13 protein-coding genes are annotated in these 21,750 nt (G+C 67.7%); 8 read left to right on the forward strand and 5 right to left on the reverse strand.

All coding sequences use genetic code 11. From position 1 onward, the window contains the following. Window positions 1–18 precede the first annotated feature (18 nt). On the reverse strand, window positions 19–2,148 hold the full coding sequence (locus tag DESTE_RS11255) for a peptidase U32 family protein (protein WP_156925443.1): 2,130 nt from the start codon (window positions 2,146–2,148) through the stop codon (window positions 19–21). Between the two features lie 959 nt (window positions 2,149–3,107). Here DESTE_RS11255 and DESTE_RS11265 point away from each other — a divergent pair. Together DESTE_RS11265 and DESTE_RS11270 are read left to right on the forward strand one after the other, a co-directional pair. After that, the gene (locus DESTE_RS11265; RefSeq protein WP_035070203.1) at window positions 3,108–3,977 is read left to right on the forward strand and encodes a dihydroorotate dehydrogenase electron transfer subunit; all 870 of its coding nucleotides are present in this window, start codon (window positions 3,108–3,110) and stop codon (window positions 3,975–3,977) included. Between the two features lie 57 nt (window positions 3,978–4,034). Further along, window positions 4,035–4,961 (forward strand): dihydroorotate dehydrogenase, encoded by a 927-nt coding sequence (locus DESTE_RS11270; protein WP_035067702.1) that lies wholly within the window; start codon window positions 4,035–4,037, stop codon window positions 4,959–4,961. A 346-nt stretch (window positions 4,962–5,307) separates the two neighbouring features. On the opposite strand, the gene pruA is transcribed toward DESTE_RS11270, so the two are convergent. Together pruA and DESTE_RS11280 are read right to left on the reverse strand one after the other, a co-directional pair. Beyond that, window positions 5,308–8,370, reverse strand: a complete 3,063-nt coding sequence (gene pruA / locus DESTE_RS11275) for an L-glutamate gamma-semialdehyde dehydrogenase (protein ID WP_035067704.1) — start codon at window positions 8,368–8,370, stop codon at window positions 5,308–5,310. 536 nt (window positions 8,371–8,906) lie between these two features. After that, the gene (locus DESTE_RS11280) at window positions 8,907–9,458 is read right to left on the reverse strand and encodes a periplasmic heavy metal sensor (protein ID WP_035067706.1); all 552 of its coding nucleotides are present in this window, start codon (window positions 9,456–9,458) and stop codon (window positions 8,907–8,909) included. A gap of 470 nt (window positions 9,459–9,928) precedes the next feature. Between DESTE_RS11280 and DESTE_RS11285 the strand changes: the two genes are divergently transcribed. Continuing rightward, window positions 9,929–12,151 carry an ATP-binding protein gene (locus tag DESTE_RS11285; protein ID WP_084559439.1) on the forward strand — a complete coding sequence of 741 codons (2,223 nt, stop codon included), beginning with the start codon at window positions 9,929–9,931 and terminating at the stop codon, window positions 12,149–12,151. After that, window positions 12,148–13,590, forward strand: a complete 1,443-nt coding sequence (locus tag DESTE_RS11290) for a sigma-54-dependent transcriptional regulator (RefSeq protein WP_035067708.1) — start codon at window positions 12,148–12,150, stop codon at window positions 13,588–13,590. Before DESTE_RS11285 ends, DESTE_RS11290 begins: the two co-directional genes overlap by 4 nt. A 405-nt stretch (window positions 13,591–13,995) precedes the next feature. On the opposite strand, the gene DESTE_RS11295 is transcribed toward DESTE_RS11290, so the two are convergent. Then, window positions 13,996–15,165: a glycosyltransferase family 2 protein gene (locus DESTE_RS11295; protein WP_035067709.1), complete on the reverse strand. Its 1,170-nt coding sequence runs from the start codon at window positions 15,163–15,165 to the stop codon at window positions 13,996–13,998. Window positions 15,166–15,445: 280 nt separating this feature from the next. Next, entirely contained in the window at window positions 15,446–16,132 is a 687-nt protein-coding gene (locus tag DESTE_RS11300; RefSeq protein WP_035067710.1) for a LysE family translocator, read from the reverse strand. 499 nt (window positions 16,133–16,631) lie between these two features. Between DESTE_RS11300 and DESTE_RS11305 the strand changes: the two genes are divergently transcribed. The 4 genes from DESTE_RS11305 to DESTE_RS11320 all read left to right on the forward strand — a co-directional run bounded on the left by DESTE_RS11305 (window position 16,632) and on the right by DESTE_RS11320 (window position 21,639). Beyond that, window positions 16,632–17,066 carry a PaaI family thioesterase gene (locus DESTE_RS11305; RefSeq protein ID WP_035067711.1) on the forward strand — a complete coding sequence of 145 codons (435 nt, stop codon included), beginning with the start codon at window positions 16,632–16,634 and terminating at the stop codon, window positions 17,064–17,066. Window positions 17,067–17,122: 56 nt separating this feature from the next. Next, complete coding sequence (locus tag DESTE_RS11310; protein ID WP_035067712.1) at window positions 17,123–18,907, forward strand: sigma-54 interaction domain-containing protein; 1,785 nt, start codon at window positions 17,123–17,125, stop codon at window positions 18,905–18,907. A 365-nt stretch (window positions 18,908–19,272) separates the two neighbouring features. Further along, window positions 19,273–20,388: an alanine dehydrogenase gene (gene ald / locus DESTE_RS11315; protein WP_035067714.1), complete on the forward strand. Its 1,116-nt coding sequence runs from the start codon at window positions 19,273–19,275 to the stop codon at window positions 20,386–20,388. A gap of 309 nt (window positions 20,389–20,697) precedes the next feature. After that, on the forward strand, window positions 20,698–21,639 hold the full coding sequence (locus tag DESTE_RS11320; RefSeq protein WP_035067716.1) for a zinc dependent phospholipase C family protein: 942 nt from the start codon (window positions 20,698–20,700) through the stop codon (window positions 21,637–21,639). The last annotated feature ends 111 nt before the right edge of the window (window positions 21,640–21,750 follow it).

A 21,750-nucleotide genomic window follows, 5' to 3' on the forward strand; every position in this document is an offset into this window, starting at 1 on the left:
GCGGAAGCTCCGATTTGGCTACAGCAGCGGAATGTCCCAGTTGAAAGGACTGGTCCGCCGAGGTTCGGGCACGGTCAGGGGCGGGTGCTCGTCGATGCGCACGAACAGGGTGTACCCGGCGGCTTCCAGTTGGCCTCGGCGGTCCTCGATATCCAGCGGCCAGCCGGGGTATATCCAGGTGTTCTGGCCGTAGCGGCGCGCCCAGAACACCTCGTTCTTGGGGCTGTTGAACGGTTCGCCCGGCTTCAGCCCCTCCAGATGGTGGCGGGTGACGCCCATGGGCCAGTAGCCGGACAGCACCACGCCCAGCGGCAGACAGCTTTGGCGCGGCAGGGCCAGGATGTCTTCACCGGGCAGTTCGGGGCTGACGATGGCGGCGGCAAAGCCCAGCTTGCGCAGCACGGCCAGCGCCGCCGGGTTCGACGTGTTGCAGAACGGACCGGCGGTCAGCACCAGGTCGCGCCGGGCGTGCGCATCCCCGAACAGGCCGACCTGCCACGGGGCGTTCAGCACGAAGTGGCGTGCGCCGTCGCGGGTGGCTTCGCGGACCATGCGCAGCCACTGGGCTTCCTCGTCCGGCCAGATCACCGGCGGCAGCCACCACGAGATGCGCGGGTACAGCGTGCGCGATACCTCGCGCAGGGCTTTCGGCGACAGCCACAGGCCCATCACCGTGCCGGGACGTACCCCGGCCTTGCCCTCGCGGCCATGCGGCAGCGAACCGCGCAGGATCACGTCCAGCGGGCGGGCAGGCTTGCCGGGGGCGGGGTAGCTGGGCGTGAAGTCCACCGCGCCGCCTTCGCCGCCGCCCCTGCGGTGGCGTTCCAGCTTGGCCTGCCAACTGCGCACTTCGCGCGTCAGTTCCGGCTCGCGGCGGTCGATGAGGAACACCGGCGTGCCCAACTTGGGCGTCTTGTGGCGCGGCAGGCGCAGGTTGAAGGTGCCCGCCTTGGGGATGTGGCGGGCCACCGGCAGGGTGGTGTGCCACGATTCGTCCTCGTACCCGATGCGCAGCAGGTCCTGCGGCAGCAGTTCGAAGCGCGGCTTGAAGAAGATGCCCCCTTCCGGCGTCTGGCCCACCTTGCCCGCCAGCAGGCCGGAACTGGTCTGCTCGCCGGGGGCAGTGGGGTCGTCGCCGCGCTGGGGGAGAAAGCGCGAATGGGTGCCGGGGCGGCCCAGCGCCATTTCAAGGATGTCCTCGGCCTGCTTGCGGGCCTTGGGGTCGTCCGGGTTGTCGCGCAGCAGGCGGTAGGCCGACACCGCGTAGTACACGTAGTGCGGCCCCTTCTTGCGGCCCTCGATCTTCCACGAGGCCATGTGCGGTATGGACAGCAGCGTTTTTGCCAGCACGTCCAGCGAAAGATCCAGACACGAGAAGAAACGGCCCTCGCGGCCCTTCTGGCGGTACACCCGGCGGCACGGCTGCACGCAGCGGCCCCGCAGGCCGCTTTTGCCGCCCATGTAGCTGGACCAGTAGCAGCGGCCCGACACGCAGTAGCACAGCGCCCCGTGCACGAAGAATTCCAGGTCCAGATCGTCCGGGCAGGCGTTTCCGCAGGCGCGGATTTCGTCGATGTTCAGTTCGCGCGGCAGGATCACCCGGCTGGCGCCCAGGTCGCGCGCCACGGTGAGCGCGGCGGGGTGGGTGATGTTGGCCAGCGTGGACAGGTGCAGTTCACCCGTAAACCCGGCCTGCCGGGCGATGTCCAGCATGCCGAGGTCCTGCACGATGAGCGCGTCGGGCCGCACGTCACGGGCAAGGCGCGCCACCAGGCGGCCTGCCGCGCCGGGATCGCCGGGCTTCAGCATGGAGTTCATGGCCACGTAGATGCGGCGGCCCTCGGAATGGGCCAGGTCCGTCAGCGCGGCCAACTCGCCGGTGGAGAAGTTTTCTGCCTGCATGCGGGCCGAAAAGTGCTTCAGGCCCAGGTACACGGCGTCGGCCCCGGCGGCGAATGCGGCCAGCGCGGCCTGCATGTCGCCCGCAGGGGCAAGGATTTCGGGCGTGCGCAGGCTGGCCGCCGGAGCGGGCGCGGCGCTGCCGGATGCGTCAGCCCCGGCGGTGACGCTGGGGGGCAGCAGTTCCGCCAGTTCCGCATCGCTCAGGCGGGTGCGGTGATGTTCGCGTTCCGGGGCGCGGTTGTCCACGAATTCGTCGGCCTTGCCTGCCGATTGAGCCGGACGGGTCGGATGTGCGGGGCGGGCAGAGCGATCAGGGCGGGCACCGGAGCGGTCGTCTTTCCGGTCTTCACGGCGGCTGTCATGACGGTCGCCGCCACGAGGATCAGTGGTCCAGTCGTCGTTGTCCCGCTTGCCCGTGCGTTTGTCGGGCTTTCGGCCAGACGGCTTGCCCTGCTGCCCGCCCTGAGGCGCAGCGGGGCGCTTGCCGCCGCGCGGGCCGGTGGGCTTGGGGGCGTCCTGTCCGTCTTCCCGGCGCGGGCGGCGGGGGCGGTCTTCGCGTTCGGTCTGTGCGTCGTTGCCCTTACGGGCCGGGCGGGCCGGGCGGTCGTCACGCCCGCGCGAACGGGGGGCGTCGCCCGTATCGGGCTTGCCGGATTTTTTCTGACCTGCCGGGCGCTTGCCCGTGGCGGCACCACCCTTGGGGCCGGATGCAGGGCGTGAAGGCTTGCTGGGCATGTATGATTCTCCGCAAGGGGGATGAAATATGCGTGGGGGTTGCCCGCCGGGCGCAAAGGCCGGGTATGGCCGCGAAAGGGGCTGGCCAGCTGATGCAGATGATCCGGCTGACCGGGGGCAACATGGCGGCGGGGACGGATGGCGTCGCGGTGGCCGCACGGGGAGCAGTGCATCTAACCATAGAACGCCCGCATGGCAACTGCAATGGCCTGTGCGGTTTTCCGGCGATGGGCGCAGGGCGCGCTGACGGCAGCGCGGAGCCCGCTCCCCCCCCTCGCCCCGAAATTGCGCATCCGCGCCACCTGCGCGGCCCCGCACCACTTCGCACCGCTTGACCCCGCCCGCGCCGCCGACTACACCCGTATGCACGGGGGGCACGCGCGGTTCCCGTCCGGCCCGTCTGGGGGGTGCGCCCGTACCCCGGCTGCCTACGACGCGGCCACATTTTTTTCGAGGACACCATCATCGCCATGAACACACCCGCCTGCACCGACCTCAAGGTGCTCGACCTCGTTCCCTTCGGCCAGACCGGAGGCGAGGCCCGCTTTTTCGCCCTGCGTCTGGAACGCCCCGAGTGGGCCGACTGGAAGCCCGGCCAGTTCGTCATGCTGCGCCCCGCCGGATGGGCGCTGGACATGCTGTGGGCACGTCCCTTCTCCATCTGCCGCATCAGCGCGCGCGACCTGGTCATCTTCTTCCAGGTGGTGGGGCGCGGCACTGCCCGTCTTGCCCAACTGCGCTCCGGCGACATGGTGCACGTGTGGGGGCCGCTGGGCAACGCCTTTGCCATGGAGCCGGACACCCCCACCCTGATGCTGGCCGGGGGCATCGGCATTGCGCCGTTCATCGGCTATGCCCACACCCACCCCAAGCCGTGGAACCTGTGGATGGACTTCGGCCACCGCATGCCGCTGGGGTGCTACCCCTTCGAGAGCATCAACGAAAAGATCATGGCCGACAGCCACCACGAGGAAGGCCCCGAGGACCTTTCGCGGTTCATCGAGACCATGGGCCGCCGGATGCGCGAATTCCGCGACCAGAACGGGCTGGTGCTGGCCTGCGGGCCCACCCCCTTCCTGCGCACGGTGCGCTCGTTCGCGCTGGAATACGGCGTGCGCACCCAGCTTTCGCTGGAAACGCGCATGGCCTGCGGCGTGGGCGCGTGCCTGGGCTGCGTGTGCCGCACCACCGAGCAGTGGCCCGACCCGGCCAAGGCGGGCGGCAACGTGCAGACCTGCACCCAGGGCCCGGTGTTCTGGGCGGAGCAGATCACCTTCGACGACGAAACCGCCGCCCCGCCCACGGCTGCCGATGCGCCCGTGCAGGCGTGTGAGCGCTAACGAACATCCTGATTTGGAATCCGTCCCCGGGATCCGGGACATAGGATCAGAAAAGTCATGATCGACATGCACGTTACCCTTCCCGGCGGGCTGCACCCGCTGACCCTGAACAACCCGGTCATGACCGCCTCGGGCACCTTCGGGTACGGGGTGGAGTTCACCCCCTACGGCGACCTGACCAAGCTTGGCGGCATCGTGGTCAAGGGGCTGTCGCTGGCCCCGCGCCGGGGCAACCCCATGCCCCGCGTGGCCGAAACGCCCTGCGGCATGCTGAACGCCGTGGGCCTGCAGAATGACGGCGCCGAATACTTCGTGCGCACCACCCTGCCCAAGCTCCCGTGGCGCGAGGTGCCCATCGTGGCCAACCTGTACGCCTGCGACCCCGGCGAATTCGGCGAACTGGCCAGCGTGCTGGCCGCCGAAGAAGGCGTGGCCGCGCTGGAAGTGAACATCTCGTGCCCCAACGTGAAGGAAGGCGGCGTGATCTTCGGCCAGGACCCGCGTCAGGCCGCCAAGGTGACCGAAGCGGTGAAGATGCACGCGGGCAGCAAGCCGGTCATCGTCAAGCTGTCACCCAACGTCACCGACATCGCCCACATGGCCCGCGCCGTGGAAGACGCCGGGGCCGACGTGCTGTCCTGCATCAACACCCTGACCGGCATGGGCGTGGACATCAACACCCGCAAGCCCCTGCTGGCCAACGTGGTGGGCGGCCTGTCCGGTCCGGCCATCAAGCCCGTGGCCCTGCGCTGCGTGTGGCAGGTGGCGAAAGCCGTGTCCATTCCGGTCATCGGCATCGGCGGCATCACCAGCGCAGAGGACGTGCTGGAATTCATGCTCGTCGGCGCGCACGCCGTGCAGGTGGGCACCGCCAACTTCATCCGCCCCGACTTCGTGTTCCGGCTGGTGGACGAACTGGCCGCCCTGTGCGAGCGCATGGGCATCGAGCAGTGGGATGATTTTCGGGGCACGCTGAAGGTGTAGCGCGGCGCGCTGCGTTCTTTCGCCCTCCGGCTGCGTCAGATTCGTTTTTTACTCCGGTCACGTACGACAAAAGTACGCTCCCTTCGTAAAAAACGAATCTTCCTTGCCGGAGAACGAAATTTCCGCAGCGCGAGCTGGTGTGAATCCCTGTTCAAAAGAAACGGCACGGCTGTAATACGCCGTGCCGTTCTATTGTGGGTTCTCCGGGCGGAAGGTGTGGGGAATGTTCCCCTCTCTCGGTTCCTCACGCAATGGACTGAAATTAAACGGGCCGCGCACCATGCAGTGCGCGGCCCTTGTTGTTTGGTTCGTCCTGATTCGTTGGCGTATCCGTCCGGTGTCGGGTCTACCCGATCCAGTCGTCGTCTTCCTCGATGGGGGCAAAGCCCCGGCGCATGGTGTTTTCGGTCACGCAGCGCGGGTCCATGAACTGCAGCAGGTAGTCGGGGCCGCCGGTCTTGGAGCCTACGCCGGACATCTTGAACCCGCCGAAGGGCTGGCGTTCCACCATGGCCCCGGTGGAGCCGCGGTTCAGGTACAGGTTGCCCACGCGGAAGTCGCGGCGGGCCTTGGCCAGGTTTTCGGGGCTGCGCGAGAACACGCCGCCGGTCAGGGCAAAGCGGGTGCCGTTGGCGATGGTCAGCGCCTCGTCAAAGCTGCCCGCGCGCATCACGGCCAGCACCGGGCCGAAGATTTCCTCCTGCGCAATGCGGTGATGCGGCTTGATGCCTTCCACGATGGTCAGCGGCACGTAGCAGCCCTCTGCGGGGATGTCGGTGCGCTTCACCAGCACCTTGCCTTCCTGCTCGGCCACCTTCACGTATTCCAGTATGTTTTTTTGCAGGGACGCATCGGCCACCGGGCCCATGTAGTTGGCCGGGTCTTCCGACGGGCCGATCTTGATGGCCTGCGCCGCCTTGACGAGGCGCTCCACGAAGCGGTCGTAGATGGGGTCCAGCACGATGACCCGCGAGCAGGCCGAGCACTTCTGCCCCTGAAAGCCGAACGCGGAATACAGCACCTGCAGCACGGCCTCGTCGAGGTCGGCGTCGTCGTCGATGATGATGGCGTTCTTGCCGCCCATTTCCGCGATGACCCGCTTGCACTGCATCTGTCCGGGCTGCACCTTTGCCGCCTTTTCCTGAATGCGCAGGCCCACTTCCATGGATCCGGTGAAGCAGATCATGCTCACCTGCGGGTGTTCCACCAGGTAGTCGCCCATGACCGAGCTGCGGCCCGGCACGTAGTTGAACACGCCCTCTGGCAGGCCCGCCTCGCGGAAGATTTCCGCAAGGTTGTACCCGATGCGCGAGGCGATGGACGACGGCTTGAAGATCACCGGGTTGCCGGTGACGATGGCGGCAGAGGCCATGCCGATGGCGATGGCGAAGGGGAAGTTCCACGGCGCGATGACTGCGGCAATGCCCTTCGGCTGGTAGAACAGGTGGTTCAGCTCGCCGGGGGCGCGGCCCATGCGGCGCGGCGCGCCAAGGCGCAGCATTTCGTGGGCGTAGTAGTCCAGAAAGTCGATGCCTTCGCCCACGTCATGGAAGGCCTGGTCCCACTGCTTGCCCACTTCCAGCACCTGCCAGGCGGACAGTTCGAACATGCGGCGGCGGGCGATGTCCGCCGCGCGATGCAGGAACATGGCCCGGTCTGCCGGGGATGTGTCGCGCCAGGCCGGGAAGGCCTTTTCGGCGGCCTCGATGGCGGCGTCCACCTCCGGCTTGCCGCCCTGGCAGACCCTGGCGATGACTTCCGCCGGGTTGGCCGGGTTGGTGGAGGCGATGGTGTCTTCCGTGGTTACGTCCTTGCCGCCGATGAACAGCGGAATCACCCCGCCCGCCTTGCCGCGCACGTCCGCAATGGCGTTCACGAAGCCCGCGCGGTTGGCCGGTATGGTCAGGTCCAGCATGCTTTCGTTGACGAACGGGGGCAGGCCGTCGGGGCCGGGCTGGGCCAATGGGGCGGGGCGCGGCGGCGGGGCGGCGGCCAGTTCGCGCTCCAGCGTGGCCTGCGGGTTTTCCAGCAACCGTTCCAGTTCCGCGCCGTCCACGAAGCTCTGGCGCAGGAAGGATTCGTTGGCGGTGTTTTCCAGCAGGCGGCGCACCAGGTAGGCCATGCCGGGGATCAGTTCGCCGTAGGGGCAGTACAGGCGCACGCGCCCGGCCACGTTCTTCAGCCCCTTCCGCACCGGCTCGGCCATGCCGTACAGCACCTGGAACTCGTAGCGGTGGGCGGGCACGTTGAGCGCGCGGGCCGTTTCCATCACCGTGGCGATGGTGCGCACGTTGTGCGAGGCGCAGGCGAAGTAGACGAGGTCGTTGTTTTCAAGGATGCGGCGGGCCAGCTTTTCGTAGCAGATGTCCGATTCCGGCTTGCGGGTCCACACGGGAATCTCCCAGCCGTTCTGCTTGGCCATCACCGTTTCGTAGTCCCAGTACGCGCCCTTCACCAGGCGGATGCCGAAGGTCAGCTTTTCGGCGCGGCCCCATGCCAGCAGGTCGTCCAGGTCGTGTTCCGTGCAGCGCAGGTAGGCCTGCAGCACGATGGACAGGTGCGGGTAGCTGCGGAATTCCGGCATGGTGCGCAGCCGCTTGAACAGTTCCAGCGTCATTTCGCGGTACTTCAGCTGCTCCATGTCGATGCACAGGAAGCCGCCCATCTCCACGATCTTGCGGTAGATGGGCACCAGGCGCGACAGGATGCCCTGCACCGACCCTTCAACGTCGCCGGGCTTGGCCTGCGAGTAGAGGGCGGAAGGCTTGATGGACACATTGACCTTGGGGGTGTGGCCCCAGTCTTGCGAGGCATCGGGGCCGCCAGAGCCCCCCGCGGTCGTGCCGCTGGAATTGGTCGAATCGGCCAGCGGCGCCCACCTGGCGTGTTCCTTGGCAATGGCGTCCAGCACTTCCAGGTAGCCGTCGCGGTAGGCGTCGGCTTCTTCCTCGCTCACCGTGGCCTCGCCCAGCAGGTCCACGGTGAAGGCAAAGCCTTCCTTGCGCAGCTTGGCCAGGCCCTTGATGGCTTCCTTGGTGTTTTCGCCGATGATGAAGGTGCGGGCCATGCCTTCGATGTTGGACCGGATGAACTTGCCCATGAGCATGCCGGTGAAGGCCCCGCCGAAACCGGCTGCGCCCGCGCCCCACTTGAGCACGGGGGGCACGTCCGCGCCATCGGCGGAAAAGTATTCGCGGATGTGGCGGGTGAGCGCCTCGGAGGTGTTCAGGTAGGGCAGGACGTCCACGAAGCGGAACAGCTGGACCTTGAAGCCCTCGTTCTGCATGGCCCAGTCCATGACCTTGCCTGTCCAGAAGCCCTTGTTGAAAATGGACGGGGCTTCGCCGCTGATGCTCTTGAAAAATTCCTTGCCGCGCTCGACGATGCGGGCATCAAGATGCTGTTCCATGCGGTTCCTCCTGGGCGTCGCGCGGGGGTGGTCCCGGCGGGTGCGGTGTGGGTGCGAGTCTTGCGGTGTGGTGAAAAGGCTCCTGCTGTGTCGCGCGGCGGCGGGGCGGGCGGTCCGCTTTCCGTACCGTCGTGAGGCATGATTTTTCGATATTCGGAATGGTTGTAGGCGCTGGAATGCCAGAAATCAAGCCCGCGCCGGGTCGGAGTGGAGCGGTCGCTCTTGCGTCCAGACGGGCCGGGGCCTGGCGGGCTATGGGCTGTTTTCGGGGACGGATGCCGGGCCGGGAGAACTGCGGCAGGTAATAGGAACAACGCGGTCAAACCGGACAAACCGACCAGACCAGAGAAGTCAGACAGGCCAGAAAAGCCGCATGAGCCGGGCTGGCGAACAGAACGGAAAAGGGCCGTCCGTGTCGTGCGACGCGGGCGGCCCTCTGCTTCAGTCATGCGGGGCGCGGAGGCGGGAAGGCGGGAAGTCCTCTGTGAAGGGTGAAGGCTGATCAATGCGCCCCGAAGGTTTCGTCCTTGTCCGGGCTACTGGTTGGCCTGGGGCATCACGCCGTCATGCATGGGGCCGTGGCCCATGCCCTGGCCGCCCATCATGCCACCCTGGCCGCCCATTCCGCCCATTCCGCCATGACCCATGCCGTGGCCACCCATCATGCCGCCGCCCATGCCCATGTGGCCCATGCGGCCGTAACCGGGGTTGACGCCCACTTCCTTTTCCAGGCGGGTGTCGAGAGCGGTGTATTCGTTGCGGATCTGGGTGCGCAGGTCGGACAGTTCGCCCGTCAGCTTGGTGATGGCTTCAGGCTTGGTGTTGGGGTTGCCGGACAGGGCGTTCAGTTCGGTGCGCTTGGCCCAGGCCTTGTCCTTCAGCGGCTGGATGCGGGCGTCCGCTTCCTTGTAGATGGCGTCGTACTTGGCCTGCTTTTCCGGGGTCAGGGCGTTGTACACCGCGCCGGTGGCGCAACGACCGCCCATGCCCATGCCGCCCATGCGGGCAAAGGCGCTGTCGGTGATGCCGGTGAAGGCGAGCAGGCCCGCAAGGGCGACGGTGCCGAGGACGAGATGCTTGGTCTTCATGATGTGTGCTCCTGTACGGTTGGTTGATTCGTTGCCGCATTCCAAATGATCTTTTCGCCCGTTGGCTGCGTCAAACTTCACCAGCCACTTCGGTCAAATACGATTAGAGTATGCTCCCTCGTGGCAGGCTCGTTTTCCTTGCCAACGAACGAAAATCCTCATTTGGAAACAGCCCCTGATGTCTTCGCTGCATGCACCATGTACTGTGGTGCGGGGCTGGTGCGCTTGTTGCTTGACCCGGTAAAAGCAACCGGCGTGCCAAGGTACATGAATCGTATACAATATGCTGTAATTGCAGGTGAAATTTGTTTTTGTTCCATCCCGAAATGCCGGCAGCAGTCTGCACGAAAACCATGCACATGTATAAAAACTATACGCAGCCGCGCGGGTAGCGTATGAAAATCGAACAGGCGTCGCGGTATCGTACAGCCTAGCCCCTGGGCGGACACCGCACACCGCAAGGAACTCCCATGCGTATCAACAAGGCGGCCAACGCGCCGCTGCCTTCGCCGTGGCTGATCATCGGGGCAACGGCGGCCCTGGCCCTGGTGCTGGCCGTGCTGACCGTGCTGAACCACGATGGCGAGCAGGAATCCATGCGGCGCATCCTTTCCGAAAAGGGTGCTTCGCTGATCCGGGCCTTCGAGGCCGGTGCGCGCACCGGGCTGCGCGGGCGCGCCGGAGGCGAGCTGCGTTTGCAGATATTGCTGGAGGAAATGGCCGACCAGCCGGACATCCAGTTCATCGCCGTCACCGACAGGCAGGGCGTGGTGCTGGCCCACAGCGATCCGCAGTGGATCGGCCGTCCCCTGGTCGACCCGGCCACCATGGCGGCCTTGGCGGTGCCCCCGCCGCCCGCTCCTTTGGGGCGTGACGGGAATCAGCAGCCGCGCGACGAGGTCGGCTGGCGGCTGATGGAGGCGGGCGGCCAGCGCGCCTTTCTGGTGTACCGTACCTTCATTCCCTTGCAGCGCACAGCCCGGCACATGGATCTGGGGAGCATGGGCGGCCACATGATGGGGCACGGCATGCGTGACCGCGGGCATGGCGGTCAGCCGGGGGGCCAAATTGGCGGCATGTCGGGCGGCATGATGATGGGGGGCATGCCCGGCTGGCTGCGCCGCGAGATGGAGGCGGACTCCCAGGCTGACCGCGATGCCCCGCCCCCGGTGATCATCGTGGCGCTGGACACGGCCCCCTTCGACGCGGCCCAGGCGTCCGACCGCCAGCATACCCTGATCATGCTGTCCATCCTGGCCCTGCTGGGCGGGGCCGGTGCGCTTTCGCTGTTGTGGTCGCGCCATGCCCGCGCCTCGCGGCGGCTGGTGCGGCAGGCCCAGTCCTTTGCCCTGCACGTGGTCACCAGCCTGCCCGACGGGCTGGTGGTGCTGGACGGCGCGGGCCGCGTGGCCACCTGCAACGCGGCGGCGCGCGACCTGCTGCGTCTGGGCGATGGCGTGACCGCCGGGGCCGCGCCGGAAGCGGTGCTGCCCCCCCCGCTGGCGGAACTGGCCGGGCGGTTGACCCGCGGAACGCCTGGCGATGGAGATGCCGATGCCGCTCCGTCCTTCGGAACGGAAGTGACCCTGGATTGCCCCGTGGCGGGCGGCCCGCCCGTGCCCATGAGCGTGCGCGGGGTGCGCATTGCCGCCGGAGACGCCGCCGACGCCGGGGCCATCCTGATCCTGCGCGACCTGCGCGAGGTGCGCCGCCTGCAGGACGAGGTGCGCCGCCGCGAAAAGCTGGCCGCCATCGGCAGCCTGGCCGCCGGGGTGGCCCACGAACTGCGCAACCCGCTCAGCTCCATCAAGGGCTATGCCACCTATTTCGGCAGCCGCTTCGCCGAGGGCAGCGAAGACCGCGAGGCCGCACGGGTGATGGTGCAGGAGGTGGAGCGGCTGAACCGGGTCATCTCCGATCTCATCGGCTTGTCCCGACCTTCGGACATTGCTCCCCGTCCGGTGGACGCCGGATTTCTGGTGCACCACGTGCTGCGGCTGGTGCGGCAGGACGCCGCCCATCGGGGCGTGGCCGTGCGGGTGGAGACGCCGGCCGGCATGCCAGACGGGATGCCAGACGGGCTGCGCGCTGGAGCGGAAGGCGGTGTGCCCGGCGCCCTGCCCCGGGTCATGCTGGACCCGGACCGTTTTTCGCAGGCGCTGCTCAACGTGTTCCTGAACGCGCTGGAAGCCATGCCCCACGGCGGCGAACTGGCCGTGCGCTTGGCCGCCGCGCCGGGCAACCGCATTGCGGTTTCGGTGCGCGACACGGGCACCGGCATTGCGCCGGAGCACCTGGCCACCATCTTCGACCCCTATTTCACCACCAAGAGCCAGGGCACTGGCCTGGGCCTTGCCATCGTGCACAAGATCGTGGAGGCCCACGGCGGCGAGATGTCGCTGCGCTCAACCCTTGGCCAGGGCACGGAGATCACCTTCCTGCTGCCCGCCGAACCGGTGCAGGGGCAGGAGCACGCGCGGGACGCGGCTGGCTCCGGCGCTGACGAGGTCGCTCCGGTTGCCGCTTCCGCCACGGCCCCGGCTGCAGGTCCGGCGGTATTCACCGCCGTTTCCTCCTCACGATTCGAATCTGCCGAATCTGGCGCGTCTGGCGAATCTGGCACATCTGCCGAATCTGGCGCAGCCGTCATATCCGGACGATCCGGCACTACCACAAAGGACGACACGCCATGAGCACCGCCACCATCCTCATCGTGGACGACGATATGGCGCACCGCTCCATGCTGCGCACCATGCTGCGCGGTTGGGGCTACGCCACGGAAGAAGCCGACGACGGCGAAACCGCCGTGGAAAAGGTACGCCAGCGCGCCTGGGACGCCGTGCTCATGGACGTGCGCATGGCCCGCATGGACGGCATTGCGGCGTTGCATCACATCCTGGACTGGAACCCGGCCACGCCGGTGCTGATCATGACGGCCTTCTCGTCGGTGGATACCGCCGTGGAGGCCCTGCGCACCGGGGCCTACGATTATCTGACCAAGCCGCTGGACTTCGACGTGCTGCGCCACACCCTGGAACGGGCGCTGGACCACACCCGCCTGGCCAGCGAAAACCGCGAACTGCGCGAGCGACTGTCGTCACAGGGGGGGCAGGGGGCAGCGGGAGCGCCGTACGGCATCATCGGACGCAGCGCGCCCATGCACGAACTGGTGGAGATGATCGCCACCGTGGCCCCCTCCGAGGCCACCGTGCTGATTACCGGCGAATCGGGCACCGGCAAGGAACTGGTGGCCCGGGCCCTGCACTCCGCCAGTCATCGGGCCACGAAGCCGCTGGTCACCGTGAACTGCGCCGCACTGACCGAAACCCTGCTGGAATCGGAACTGTTCGGCCACGAGCGCGGGGCCTTTACCGGGGCCGACCGGCGGCGAGAGGGGCGTTTCGTGCAGGCCGACGGCGGCACCCTGTTCCTGGACGAGATAGGCGAGATGCCCCTGACGTTGCAGGCAAAACTGCTGCGCGCCCTGCAACAGGGCGAGGTGCAGCGGGTGGGCAGCGACACCCCGCTCACCGTGGATGTGCGGGTCATTGCCGCCACCAACCGCGACCTGCGCGAAGAGGCGGCGGCGGGGCGGTTCAGGGAAGACCTGTACTACCGGCTCAACGTCATCGCCGTGCACGTGCCCGCCCTGCGCGAGCGCGCGGGTGACGTGCCCCTGCTGGCCGCGTTCTTTCTGGACCGCTATACCGAAAAGAACCGCAAGCACCTCAAGGGGTTCACCCCGCAGGCCATGGACCTGCTGTTGCGCCACGACTGGCCGGGCAACGTGCGCGAACTGGAGAACGCCATCGAGCGCGCCGTGATCCTGGCCACCGGCGACTACGTGACCGGGCGCGAACTGCCGCTGCATTTCGGAAACGGGAGCGGCGGGACAGCCGGGGACGGCGGCAACGGTGGCAGCGGCGGCAGCGGCGATGCAGGCGCGGGGAATGGCACCGCCGACGGCGACGGACTGGCCCCCTACGCCGGGCTGTCGCTGGAAGATCTGGAACGCCGGGCCATCATCGCCACCCTGCGCGAAACCGGCGACAACAAGAGCGAGGCCGCGCGTCGCCTGGGCATCACCCGCGCCACCCTGCACAACAAGCTGAAGAAGTACGATCTGGAGTAGGCAGAGAAAAGCTGGAAACAGTACGCGGGGGAAGGAACCTTTCGCTCTGCGGTCGCCATCCGCGCGTTGCGGTCCCTATCCGTATGGCGCGCAAGCTCGCCTAACGGCTAGGGCAAGACTCGCGCGTCATGCACCATATCCGTGGGTTCGCGAGGTGACCGAACGGTCACGCATTGTGTCTTTCGAGTCGGCCTTCGCGCTCGCCTGACGGCTGCCGCAAAAGGTTCCTTCCCCCGCACCCCCAGCGCTGCTGTCGCCATCCGTAATGTTCGCGCTATGCGCTCACATAACGGCTGCCGCTCCTCCCAAACTTTTCATTTGGTCCGTTGTGTAGGGAAGGTGGACGTGTGACGGTGGGATTCCTTGCCGAAACGAAAGGTGCAAAGGAAGAAGGAAGATTGCCCGCTACAGCCCCACGCGGGAGAAAATCTCCCCCGCCCGTGCCGCGCCCATGCGGGCCACGAACAGTTCGCGCAGGGTGCGGATGTCGGCGGCACGGGGAATGATTCCCCGCGTGAACGGCACCGCCCACGGCTCGCCGCGCAGCAGAGCCCGCGCCCAGGCCCGTACCTCGGACTCGAAGAAGGCCGGGTTGTCGCGCACGATGCGCGCCTTGGCCCTGCCGTCGTCGGCGCGGGCCGCGTGCGAGTAGTTGGCGTCGTGGAAGACGTAGTGCAGCAGCGGCCGGGCCACGCGCACCACGCCGAAACCCGCCATGGCTGCCTGCACCCAGAAGTCCCAGTCCTCGTAGGCCGTTGCGGCGCGAAAGCCCCGGCTGGCCAGCCATACCTCGCGCCGCATCAGCGAGGTGGTGTGGATGAGGTTCTGGGTGCGCAGCAGATCCGGATGAAAGTCCGGCACCTGCACCACCCGCGCTCCCGTGGGCGATTCCTCGAAGTAGTCGGTGCAGGCGATGTGGGCGCGGATGGCACCGTGCGGTGGCATGCCGCCGGGCTGGCTTTCGACCCTGTTTCCAGGGAGGTCGCCGGGCGCAAGGCCGCCTTCGACACCGGCAGCTTGCAGGGCCGCGCGGGCAAGATCGCGCAGGGCACGCGTGCCGGGGGCGGTGCCGGTGATGCCGGGCGCTTCACCCGATGTGCGCGCTCCGTCCGCCGGAGCGGCGAGGCCGGGTTTGCCAGGCGCGCCCGTGTCGACATATCCGCCTGCGGACTCCGTTTTGCCTGACACCCCCCGTTCGCCCAACCGTTCCTGTCCGGACTGCCCGCTGGGCATCGTCAGGGCCGCGTGGGTGCGGTGCAGAAAGTCCGGGGCCAGGTAGTCGTCCGGGTCGCAGAACAGCAGGAAGGGACCGCGCGCCGCCTGTGCCCCGGCGTTGCGCACCGGACCGGGCCTGCCCACGCGCGGCAGGGCCAGCACGCGGAACGCCGTCCATGGGCCATCGGCCTGCCAGCGGCGGGCGCGCTCGCGCGAATCGTCGCTGCTGGCGTCATCCACGAAGACCACTTCCACCGCGTCGGGCGGAAAGGTCTGCGCGGCCAGCGCGCCGAAGAAGCGGTCGAGAAAGCGCCCGTAGTTGTGGTTGGCCACCACCACGGATATGCGCGGCGCGTGCATGACGCTGCCCCCCGGGTTCTCCGGCGTTCTCCCGGTTTCCCCCTGTATCCCTTGCCGCCTGTCATCGCCGTGTGAAGGGCGTGGCGCGCAAGGCGTCCGCTGGTCTTTTCGGTGTGACGGCGCAAAGGTTTAGCGCCCCCGGCGGAAAAACCGGGGGCGCTGAAGCGGCGGGCACGCCGCCGGGGCAGGAATCGAGTCGGGAACGCGACTGTAGGGCCGAGGCGTGCCGCAGGCGAATGCGGCAGGAATGCCGTGCGCCGGGTGGCGCATGCAGGCCGGGTCAGCGGGTGGCGATGGCCGCGCCCGTGCCCACCATCACCGCGCCCGCGCCGCGATGCAGCAGCCGGGTGGCGCGCGGGGTGGACAGCATGCGCCGGGCGCGCGCGGCCATCACCGCGTAGCCGCCCAGCACGCAGCCCACCACGCCCACCGTGGTGGCGGCCACCAGCGCGGCACCGGTGGCGTCCAGGGTGCGCAGGTCCACGAAGGTGGGCAGAAAGCCCACATAGAACACGATGACCTTGGGGTTGCCAAGGGTCAGGGCCAGGCCGCCGCAGAGGGTGCGCAGCAGGCGCAGTGGGGCCGCCCAGGGCTGCGGCGCGGTGCCGGTTTGGTCCTTCCCGCCTCCGCACGCCGAATTTCCTGACGCAGCGCCTTCGGACGCCGTTAACGGCTTGGCGGTGGCCGCGCCGCGCCACAGGCCGATGCCCAGCCAGATCAGGTAAGCCGCGCCGCCAAGGCGCACCATCAGGAACAGTTCACCCATGCTTTCCGCCAGCACGGTCAGCCCGGCCATGGCCAGCAGCAGAAAGATCAGGTCGCCGCAGATGATGCCCGCCGTGAGGGCCAGCGCGGTGGGCAGGCCGCGCCCCAGGGCGGCGGACAGCACGGCGAACACGCCGGGGCCGGGGGTGATGGCCAGGATGAACAGGGCAACGGCTAAGGCGGCAAGGGAATGGGCGGTCATGGAATCCTCCGGGCAGGCCCCCGCCCCCGAGGGCAAGAGGCGGCGTGGCGCGATCCGTGGCGGGGCAGGCGCAGGGGGGGCGAATCCGCCAGACGCGCATTCCCGCCCGCCGCGTCTGTCCGCCGTATTCGGCGGACGCGTTTATACATTTATGGATGCGGCAGGGTGGAGTGACGCCGCGCGAGCACACCTTCCGCCAACTGCCCGTCCTGCATAGCCCCGCGTGGTGCGGCAGGCAAGTGGTGCGCGGTGCGGCACCCCCCGCCGAGGCTCCGTTGCCCCTCGACAAGGTGGGGGTCCTGCCGCTACGGTGCGCCTTGCCGCCCGGCATTTTCACGCTTTCGTGAACCGGCCCGATTCGCGCATGCCTGCATGCGCTCGTGCCTGTCCCGACCACCGTCGCTCCGTCCACGCAGTTGCGCGCACCCCGCGCGGAGACGCCATGTCAGCTACGCCGCCCGCCTCCCCTTCCGCCGGTTTGCCTGTTCCAGGTGACGACATGGAACACGTCCGCCGGTTCATCGCCGAGCGCGACATGTTCGCCAGGCATCTGGGCATCGAAATCACCGAGGCCGCGCGCGGCTACGCCCGCGCCGTCATGCCCCTGGACGCGCACCACCGCAACGGCGTGGGCATGGCCCACGGCGGGGCCATCTTTGCCGTGGCCGACCTGGCCTTTGCCGTGGCCTGCAACACGCGCGGCAGGGTCAGCGTGAACCTGAACACCTCCATTTCGTTCCTGGCGCCCGGCAAGCGCGGGCCGCTGACGGCGGAGGCGCGCGAGATCAGCGCCGCCCGGCGGGTGGCCACCTACGATATCCGCATCACCGACGGCGAGGGCACGCTCATCGCCATCTGCCAGGCCACCGCCTACAGCAAGGACCAGCCGGTGCCCGGCATGGACTCCGCCGGGAAACCCCGGAGCGCGGACTAGCCGCAGCATCCATAACAGGGAAGCCGCCACGCCCACCCGTACCGGAAGACGCACGCATGAAACTACGAATGGAATGCATCTTTCGCGACAGGGTGGGCATCGTGTCCGACCTTTCCTCGCTGCTGGCCGGACAGGCGCTGTCCATCGTCTCCATGGAAGTGGAGCGCCGTCCCGGTGGTGCTGCGGCCCCGCTCGCCAGCGGTTCGACCCCCGACCCCGCTCCCGCCCCTGCGTCCGCCTCCATCCCCGGCATGGACCGCGCCTTTGTGTATCTGGAGGCCGACAGCCCCAGCGACGTGGACCGCGCCGCCCTGTTCGAGACGCTGGGCCGCATCCCCGACCTGCTGGAATTCCGCATCGTGGACACCCTGCCCGCGGAGGAGCGCGCCAACCGCTTTCTGGTGCTGCTGGACAACCTGCGCGACGGGGTGCTGTCCATCGACGCGCAGGGGCGGGTGACCTCCATCAACAAGGTGGCCCGCGAGGCCTACGGGTGTACGGGCGGGGCTGTCGAATCTGGCACGTCGGGCGTGACAGGCAAGCCGGGCACGCCGGGGAGCGCACCCGCCGCAGACCTGTCCGGCCTGCCCCTGGACGCGCTGGGTCTGCCCGACCGGGGCATCCTGGACTGCCTGTCCGGGCGCGAACTGGTGGACGCCAAGCGCGAGGTGGCGACCCCAAGCGGCGGGCGGCTGCAATTCTTCGTCACCCGCAGGCCCATCCGCGACGGTGAGGGGCGCATCATCGGCGCGGTGGAAGTGGCCCGCGACATGCGCGAAATCCGCAAGCTGGCCCGCTCCATCACCGAGCCCGTGCAGGTGACCTTCGGCGACATCGTGGGCCAGCACCCGGCCATCGGCTTTGCCATTTCCTTTGCCCGGCGCGTGGCCGCCACCGATTCCATCATCGCCATCCGGGGAGAGAGCGGCACCGGCAAGGAACTGTTCGCGCGGGCCATCCACACCGCCAGCGGGCGGCAGGGGCCGTTCGTGCCGGTGAACTGCGCGGCCCTGCCGGAACAGCTGCTGGAAAGCGAACTGTTCGGCTACGAGGCCGGGGCATTCACCGGCGGGCGGCGCGAGGGCAAGCCCGGCCTGTTCGAGACGGCGCGCGGCGGCACGGTGCTGCTGGACGAGATAGGCGACATGCCGCTGGCCTCGCAGGCCAAGATGCTGCGGGTGATGCAGGAGGGCAGCGTGCGCCGGGTGGGCGGCACGGCGGAGGTGCCCGTGGACGTGCGCATCATCACCGCCACCAACCGCACCCTGGAACGGCTGGTGGAGGAGGGGCGCTTCCGGCAGGACCTGTACTACCGCATCAACGTGCTGCCCATTCACATTCCGCCCTTGAAGGAACGGCCAGAGGACATCGCCGTGCTGGCCGAGCATTTTCTGCTGGGGCTGGCCGCCCGGCTGGGCGGGCCGGTGCGCAGCCTGTCGCCGGGGGCGCTGGCGCGCCTGGCCGGTCACCACTGGCCGGGCAACGTGCGCGAACTGAAGAACGTGGTGGAGCGCGCGGCCATCCTGTGCCCGGACGAGGTAGTGGGGGCGCGGTTCATCCTCTTTGCGCACGAGCTGGAAGGCGGGCTGTTCGGCGAGTCGGCCCGGCTGGCTGACGGCGTGGCCGATACCGTGGCCGACGCGGCGGCCCTGGCCTCTGGCCACGAGCATCATGGTGACGGTGAAGGACGGCTCAAGGACATGATTGCCGTTTTTGAAAAACGGATCATCGCCGATGCCGTGGCTGCCGCAGGAAGTGTGCGCAAGGCTGCACGAAAGCTGGGAATTTCCCATACGGCCTTGCTCGACAAGCTGCGGCGGCACGGGCTGAGGGCGGTCTGAAAACTTTCCAGCGGTCTGAAAACATTCCATTCCCGCTGCGGCATTATTTCGGGTTTTCTGCACTGTTTAACTGAACAGTGGTCTGATTTATTTCCACTTTGGGTGTGGCGCCCTGCCGTGGCGCTTCCATTCCCCGCTGGTCCCCTTTCCTGCTCCCCTTCTTTTTGCGTTCGCAACTCACTGGTCCGATTTGCGTTTTTGTGACTCTTCCGGAAATTGCGGCGTTTCGCCCGATTTTCCGGCAAGTTGGCAAGGTGTTTGCTGTAGGCATGTCGCGCCCGCGCGGGCGCGCCCTGTCCGGGGTTTTCGCAGCGCACCGAAACGCATCGCAACACGCCGCACCACCGGCGTATCTGGAGGCTCAGATGATCGTTGGCATCCTGAAGGAGATCAAGAAGGAAGAAAACCGCGTCGCCATGACCCCCGCCGGGGTCGAGGTGATGGTGCATGCCGGGCACACCCTGCTGGTGGAAAAGAACGCCGGCGCGGGCAGCGGCTTTGCCGACGAAGCCTACGTGGAAGCGGGCGCGACCATCGCGGCCACCCCGGCCGAAATTTACGCCAAGTCCGACATGGTCATGCACGTCAAGGAGCCGCAGGCGTCCGAATACGGCATGATCCGTCCCGGCCAGATCGTGTTCACCTACCTGCACCTGGCCGCCGACGAACCGCAGACCCAGGCCCTGATCAAGAGCGGCGCGGTGTGCATCGCCTACGAAACCATCCAGAAGGCCGACGGCAGCCTGCCCCTGCTCACCCCCATGAGCGAAGTGGCCGGCCGCATGGCCATCCAGCAGGGCGCCAAGTATCTGGAAATGGCGCAGGGCGGTAACGGCGTGCTGCTGGGCGGCGTGCCCGGCGTCGATCCCGGCACCGTGGTGGTCATCGGCGGCGGCGTGGTGGGCACCCATGCGGCCCGCATGGCCTGCGGCCTGGGCGCCAAGGTGTACATCCTGGACATGAGCCTGGACCGCCTGCGCCACCTCAGCGAAGTGATGCCCTCCAACTGCTTCCCGCTCATGTCGTCCCCGGCCACCGTGCGCAAGCTGGTGCGCGAGGCCGACGTGGTGGTGGGCGCGGTGCTGGTTACCGGTGCCAAGGCCCCCAAGCTGGTCACCCGCGACATGCTGAAGACCATGAAAAAGGGCGCGGTGATGGTGGACGTGGCCATCGACCAGGGCGGCTGCTTCGAAACCTCGAAGGCCACCACCCACACCGACCCCACCTTCGTGGTGGACGGCGTGGTCCACTACTGCGTGGCCAACATGCCCGGCGCAGTGGCCAAGACCTCTACCCTGGCCCTGACCAACGCCACCCTGCCCTACGCGCTGACCATCGCCAACAAGGGCTGGAAGCGCGCCATGCAGGACAACTGCGAAATCGCCAAGGGCGCCAACGTCATCGACGGCAAGATCACCTTCAAGGGCGTGGCCGAGGCCTTTGGCCTGGACTACGTTGCCGTGGATACCTTCCTGAATTAGTCCCCCCTTCTGGGCGGATTGCATCCTGCACCTCCGCGCGGGGTCGGGCGGACCGCCCGCCGCCCGGCCCGCGCACCTGCATTTTCCCGATCCCCGCCTTTGCATTCCCGGCCCCCGCGCATGTTCGTCGCATTCGCGGTAAAGGTCCGCCCTACGGGGGGCGGGCCTTTTTTCATTGGACCGGACCGGGAATTCTCATTGCGTTATATAGCACCTACGATAGTGCTGGGTTTGCGGACGTTGTCCGCCATTCCGCCATTCGGCGGCAATGTCCACAGCCCGCCCTCTGCGGTTCCGTATGGAGGCTCCATGCCCGGCGCATACGCCCATCTCAACATGGTGATGTACAACACGGATGCGGACAACCTGGCCGCCAGCGGTCTGCCGGACGCGGCGGCGGGCCTTGTGCTGCAACACCCCGCCTATGCCGAACTGGGGGCCATTTCGCCCGACATGCCGTATCTGGCCCATTTCGGGCTGAGCAACGCCGCCAATCGCTGGGCGGATCGGATGCATCATGCCCGCACCGGGGCGCGGCTGCGAGCTGGCGCCGACGCGGTGCATCGGCTGGGGGCCAGCCCGGCCCAGGCAAAGGCCTTCGCCTGGCTGCTGGGGTTTGCCTCGCACGTGGTCTTCGACGTGACCATGCATCCGGTGGTCAACGCGCGGGTGGGCGGGGCCTATGGCCCAGACACCAGGGCGGAACACCAGAAGTGCGAGATGCATCAGGATGCGTACATCATCCAGGAGTTCCATGGGTTGGATGATCCCGTCAGCGCCCACATCGTCAGCACGGGGCTAAAAAAGCTGTTTCGCCCCGGCGACCCGGACAGGCTCGACCCGGCCATTGCCACCGTATGGCGGAAGATGCTGGAAGACACTGGAGATATTACGGACATGGGCGACGATCCGGACATCGACGACTGGTTCGACGGCTTCACCGACGTCATGCACAGGATCGAGACGGAACGGCTGCTGCTGGCGCTGGGGCGGCACGTAGCGCCCGGAAAGGTCTATCCGAAGGCGCAGGACGTGGACGCATCGTACCTTGCGCAGCTTGCAACTCCGGCTGGCCCCATGGCGTACCGCGACATCTACGAGAAAGCGGCGGCCAGCGTGCGGGAAATGTGGGGAAGTGTGCACCGCGCAGCTCTGCTGGGTGAAGCTGTGGCACTTGCCCATGTGGGCGCATGGAATCTCGATACGGGGCTGAACGATGACGGCTCCGGCAAGCACGTGTTCTGGGGGTGATGCATGCATGTATGGAATATGAAGAAATGGCGTGTTGCGCGGCGGTTTGGCAGTGCGGCGTTGGTGGCCGTGCTGGGTGTGGGCATGCTGCTTTCGGCTTGCGCCAGGTGC

The organism is Nitratidesulfovibrio termitidis HI1 (assembly GCF_000504305.1).
In the GTDB taxonomy this organism is placed as follows: Bacteria; Desulfobacterota; Desulfovibrionia; order Desulfovibrionales; family Desulfovibrionaceae; genus Cupidesulfovibrio; species Cupidesulfovibrio termitidis.

Excerpts from the sequence above, each read along its gene's own strand:
- ald (WP_035067714.1), top strand. The coding sequence starts at position 19,273 with ATGATCGTTGGCATCCTGAAGGAGATCAAGAAGGAAGAAAACCGCGTC.
- pruA (WP_035067704.1), bottom strand. The coding sequence starts at position 8,370 with ATGGAACAGCATCTTGATGCCCGCATCGTCGAGCGCGGCAAGGAATTT.
- DESTE_RS11265 (WP_035070203.1), top strand. The coding sequence starts at position 3,108 with ATGAACACACCCGCCTGCACCGACCTCAAGGTGCTCGACCTCGTTCCC.
- DESTE_RS11285 (WP_084559439.1), top strand. The coding sequence starts at position 9,929 with ATGCGTATCAACAAGGCGGCCAACGCGCCGCTGCCTTCGCCGTGGCTG.
- DESTE_RS11300 (WP_035067710.1), bottom strand. The coding sequence starts at position 16,132 with ATGACCGCCCATTCCCTTGCCGCCTTAGCCGTTGCCCTGTTCATCCTG.
- DESTE_RS11280 (WP_035067706.1), bottom strand. The coding sequence starts at position 9,458 with ATGAAGACCAAGCATCTCGTCCTCGGCACCGTCGCCCTTGCGGGCCTG.
- DESTE_RS11320 (WP_035067716.1), top strand. The coding sequence starts at position 20,698 with ATGCCCGGCGCATACGCCCATCTCAACATGGTGATGTACAACACGGAT.
- DESTE_RS11270 (WP_035067702.1), top strand. The coding sequence starts at position 4,035 with ATGATCGACATGCACGTTACCCTTCCCGGCGGGCTGCACCCGCTGACC.
- DESTE_RS11295 (WP_035067709.1), bottom strand. The coding sequence starts at position 15,165 with ATGCACGCGCCGCGCATATCCGTGGTGGTGGCCAACCACAACTACGGG.
- DESTE_RS11305 (WP_035067711.1), top strand. The coding sequence starts at position 16,632 with ATGGAACACGTCCGCCGGTTCATCGCCGAGCGCGACATGTTCGCCAGG.
- DESTE_RS11310 (WP_035067712.1), top strand. The coding sequence starts at position 17,123 with ATGAAACTACGAATGGAATGCATCTTTCGCGACAGGGTGGGCATCGTG.
- DESTE_RS11290 (WP_035067708.1), top strand. The coding sequence starts at position 12,148 with ATGAGCACCGCCACCATCCTCATCGTGGACGACGATATGGCGCACCGC.